We start from the raw sequence: 4,336 nt of genomic DNA on the forward strand, positions 1-4,336 counted from the left end.
TGTATAACTGTTCAGCAAGTCGACCTAATATTTCATCAAAAACGAAAACAAATTCTGCTGAACCAAATACAAATGAATTGAAATTCGTTGCGAGCCCACTTATTTTAACACCTGGTGGAAGACCGATGGTTAAAACGAAGACTACATCTAAAACAACACCAGAAATTTATGATAGTTGGTATGATGCAGTTTATGTAAAAAAGGCTGAAGAAAAATCAACGACAACTTTGAAAAAAGGAGAATAATGAAATGGAAAAGACAATTACAATAGACGGAAAACAAGTCCGATTAAAAAGTACAGCAGCAACCGTTAAGCGTTACAAAGCACAATTTAGACGTGATTTATTTGCGGATATGTTGGCATTAGGAGCAATTGGTACATTTAATTCGCAAGATGCATCAGAAGGTATTGTTGATTTATCAACTGTGGATTTTAAACAAGTCGATTTTGAGGTTATTTATGATTTAGTTTGGTTATACGCTAAAACAGCTGATCCAAGTATTCCGGATCCAATCACATGGCTAGATGGATTTGATGAGTTTCCGATTTATGAAATTATGCCGGAAATTATGGATATGATTCAAAATACAATGGGATCTAAAAAAAAATAACAAATAATGATGGAGAGCAAGGGACTTTCAGTGATGAGGAATTAACCACTGATACGTTCCTTGCTCTTTGTTATAAGGCGAAATTAACAAGTTTTGATTTAGAAGAAATGACTGTTGGTGATTGCTTTGATTACGTTGCTGAATTCGCTGAACTGGAGAATCCAGATAAAGAAAAAGTAAGAAAAGCAAATCAAAAAGACTTTGATTCATTCTAAGAAAGGGGTGAGACTATGGCTGGAAGAATTAAAGGTATTACAGTTGAAATTGGCGGCGATACGGTTGGTTTGCAAAATGCTTTAAAAGATGTCAATAAACGCAGTAATGATTTAGCAAAAGAACTGAAAGATGTAGAACGCCTGTTGAAATTTGATCCTGGTAATGTGGAAGCGTTGGCCCAAAAACAACAGTTGCTCACCAAACAAATTGAAAATACAACAGAAAAGTTGGATAAATTGAAAGCGGCAGAACAACAAGTTCAAGCACAATTTCAAAGTGGAAAGATCTCTGAAGAACAGTACCGCGCGTTTAGGCGTGAAATTGAATTTACACAAGGGTCACTTGATGGTCTGAAAAATAAACTCGCTAATATGAAAGCTGAACAGGAAAATGTAGCGAGTTCAACAAGACAATTAGAAACATTGTTTAATGCTACAGGAAAAAGTGTTGATGATTTTGCAGGCGCATTAGGTAATCGTCTTGTAAATGCAATTAAAAGTGGAACAGCTACAAGTAGACAGTTAGACCAAGCTATTGCAATAATCGGTCGTGAAGCATTAGGAGCAGAAGCAGATATTGAAAAATTACAACGTGCGCTTCGTTCTGTGGATGCAGGCAATTCAATTCAACAAGTGCAAAATGAATTAAGAGAATTGCAACAAGAAGCTGAGAGAACAGAGAAGAAGTTTGAAGGACTCAAAGTAGGACTCGAAAACGTCATTGGTGGATTGGCTGCTGGTGGCGGTATTGCTGGAGCAATTGAACAAGCGATGGATATGTCTAAATTAAAAACAAAGATTGATATCACTTTTGACGTTCCAGAGTCCTCAAAAAAATCAGTAGAAGAAGCTGTAAGGGGTGTAACTGCTTATGGTGTTGATGCTGAGGCATCTTTAGAAGGTGTACGTAGACAATGGGCATTAAATAAAAATGCTAGTGATGAAGCAAATGCCGCAATTGTAAAAGGTGCAGCAGTTATTTCGAATTCCTTTGAAGGAGTAGACTTTACTGAGTTAATTCAAGAAACAAATGAGGTAGCCGCAGGGATAGGTGTATCGAATGACCAAGCATTAGCCTTAATGAATTCTCTATTAAAGGCAGGATTTCCACCAGAACAATTAGATACAGTATCAGAGTATGGAATGCAGATGAAGAATGCGGGATTTAGTGCCAAAGAAATACAGTCTATTTTTGAACAAGGGATAAATACCAAGAGCTGGAACTTGGATAATCTCAACGATGGGGTTAAAGAGGGAAGGATTAACATGGCGGCTTTTGGTCAGGAAGTTCCAAAAGCGATGTCCGATTTATTAGAAGGTACAGACGTATCCACTCAAAAAATGCAAGAATGGGGAAAAGCTGTAGCTGATGGCGGCGAAGGCGGCTCAAAAGCAATGGCAGAAGTGGCAACGTGGATTGATGGAATAAAAGACAAATCATTACAAAATGCACTTGCAACAGAAATCTTTAAAACAAAATGGGAAGATCAAGGTACAAATATGCTTGCCGTTTATAAAGGTTTGGCTAACGTGCAAGATAAAACGAAACAAAACCAAGATCAATTGAATGATTCCGTTAAGAAAATGGATGCAAGTCCAGCTGTAAAGTTCCAGAAAGCAATGGGTGACTTAAAAATGGCTCTCGAACCTGTGCTTGGAGTAATAGCTGATGTTGTTTCGAAAATTGCTGAATGGATTTCTAATAATCCAGAATTAGCAGCTACTTTGACAGCTATTGGTGTTGCCATTGGTGTGATTTCTGGTGCGGTTATGGCTCTTGCTCCTATCGTTATGGCGGTCATGAGCTTGTTTAGTATTGGAGCACTTGCTGCAGCTGGAATTGTTGCAGCTGTTCCACTTATCATAGCTGCTGTAGCGGCTATAGGTATTGCGATTTATAAAAATTGGGATGATATTAAAAAATGGACCATAGAAACTTGGAATTCTATTAAAGAATATTTAGCAGAACTTTGGGATGGTATTGTTCAATCATCTAGCGAAGTCTGGAATTCAATTGTTGAATTCTTTTCGGAAGCTTGGGCTTCATTTACAGAAATGCTGCATAGTTTCTTTGATCCAATAGGCGAATTCTTTAGTACCTTATGGTCTGGAATTGTGGAAACAGCTTCCTCTTGGTGGTCTTCTTTAGTTACAACAGCTTCTGAATTGTGGGGAACACTTGTACAAGCTTGGCAAGAAACCTGGAATACTATTCTTACCGTTTTAGATCCTATTATTTCATTGATTTCAACAGTGTTAGAAGCAGGATGGCTATTAATTCAAGCTGGAGTACAAATTGCATGGGCGGCGATTTCTCAATATATCATTCAACCAATTCAACAAGCTTATGATTGGGTAAGTACAAAGATAGGCGAATTAGTTGAATGGCTTGGTACGCAATGGGAAATTGCAAAGGCTGTGGCGCAAATCGCTTGGGTATTATTTAAGCAATATATCATCCAACCTGTTTTAGATGTTTGGAATTATGTAAAAGAAAAATTTAGTGATTTAGTTTCTTGGCTAAGTTCAAAATGGGAACTTGCCAAATCTTATACTCTTATGGCTTGGAATTTGGTAAAACAGTATGTTATTCAACCTGTTCAAGACTTGTGGAATTGGACAAAACAAAAGCTTGGAGATTTGGCAAATTGGATATTAAGTAATTGGGAAACAATTAAATCTTATACACTTACAGCTTGGAACCTAGTAAAACAATATGTAATCGATCCAGTAACTCAGGCGTATAACACTGCGCGGGAAAAATTCCAAGATATTTATAACAGTGCTAAAGAAAAATTTGATTCTGTGAAAAATACTGCATTAGAAAAATTCGAAGCAGCGAAACGTAATATAATTGATCCAATCAAAGAAGCGGTTGGTAAGGTGGAAGAATTCATTGGAAAGATTAAAGGATTCTTTAATGATTTAAAATTAAAAATCCCTAAACCTGAAATGCCACCACTTCCGCATTTTAGCTTGCAAACTAGTACGAAAAATGTTTTAGGGAAAGATATTACATTTCCATCCGGAATTAATATAGACTGGCGTGCAAAAGGTGGTATCTTCACTAAACCAACTATCTTTGGCATGAATGGTGGAAACCTACAAGGTGCTGGTGAAGCTGGTCCAGAAGCTGTTTTACCTTTGAATAAGAAAACGCTTGGAGCGATTGGTGCAGGAATCGCAACAGCCATGCCACGAGACCAATTTGCTATACCAGGAGAAATAAATCAATTGATGAGTGATATGAGCCGTATGATGGCAAGTTCTGTGAGTCAATTGGCAGGATTAAAGACTATTATGAGTGGTGTGTATGGAAGTATGTCAAATAGCAGACAAGCTATGACAAGTAGCATATCAAATCAAGTGTTTAATTATTCGACTGTTTCATCTGGTGGTGGAGTGATTCCAATGCTTGGTGGCGATTTAGTTGTGGAAGTACCAGTTATTTTAGAAGGTAAAGATGTAGCACGCGGTACGTATCGATATACAACCGAATATCAGGAAAG

The 4,336-nt window shown here is 37.4% G+C and carries 2 protein-coding genes and 1 pseudogene; all 3 read left to right on the top strand.

Translation table 11 applies throughout. The features are described from left to right. A pseudogene (locus MR056_RS21695) lies at nt 1–245 on the top strand (major tail protein); the annotation flags it as partial. A 4-nt stretch (nt 246–249) separates the two neighbouring features. Further along, nucleotides 250–612: a hypothetical protein gene (locus MR056_RS21700; RefSeq protein ID WP_087099153.1), complete on the top strand. Its 363-nt coding sequence runs from the start codon at nt 250–252 to the stop codon at nt 610–612. Nucleotides 613–842: 230 nt separating this feature from the next. Further along, the coding region (locus MR056_RS21705; RefSeq protein ID WP_242136718.1) for a phage tail tape measure protein at nt 843–4,336 on the top strand (3,494 nt) is incomplete at its 3' end.

Source organism: Bacillus cereus group sp. BfR-BA-01360 (genome assembly GCF_022663595.1).
Taxonomy (GTDB): domain Bacteria; phylum Bacillota; class Bacilli; order Bacillales; family Bacillaceae_G; genus Bacillus_A; species Bacillus_A cytotoxicus.

Excerpts from the sequence above, each read along its gene's own strand:
- MR056_RS21700 (WP_087099153.1), top strand. The coding sequence starts at position 250 with ATGGAAAAGACAATTACAATAGACGGAAAACAAGTCCGATTAAAAAGT.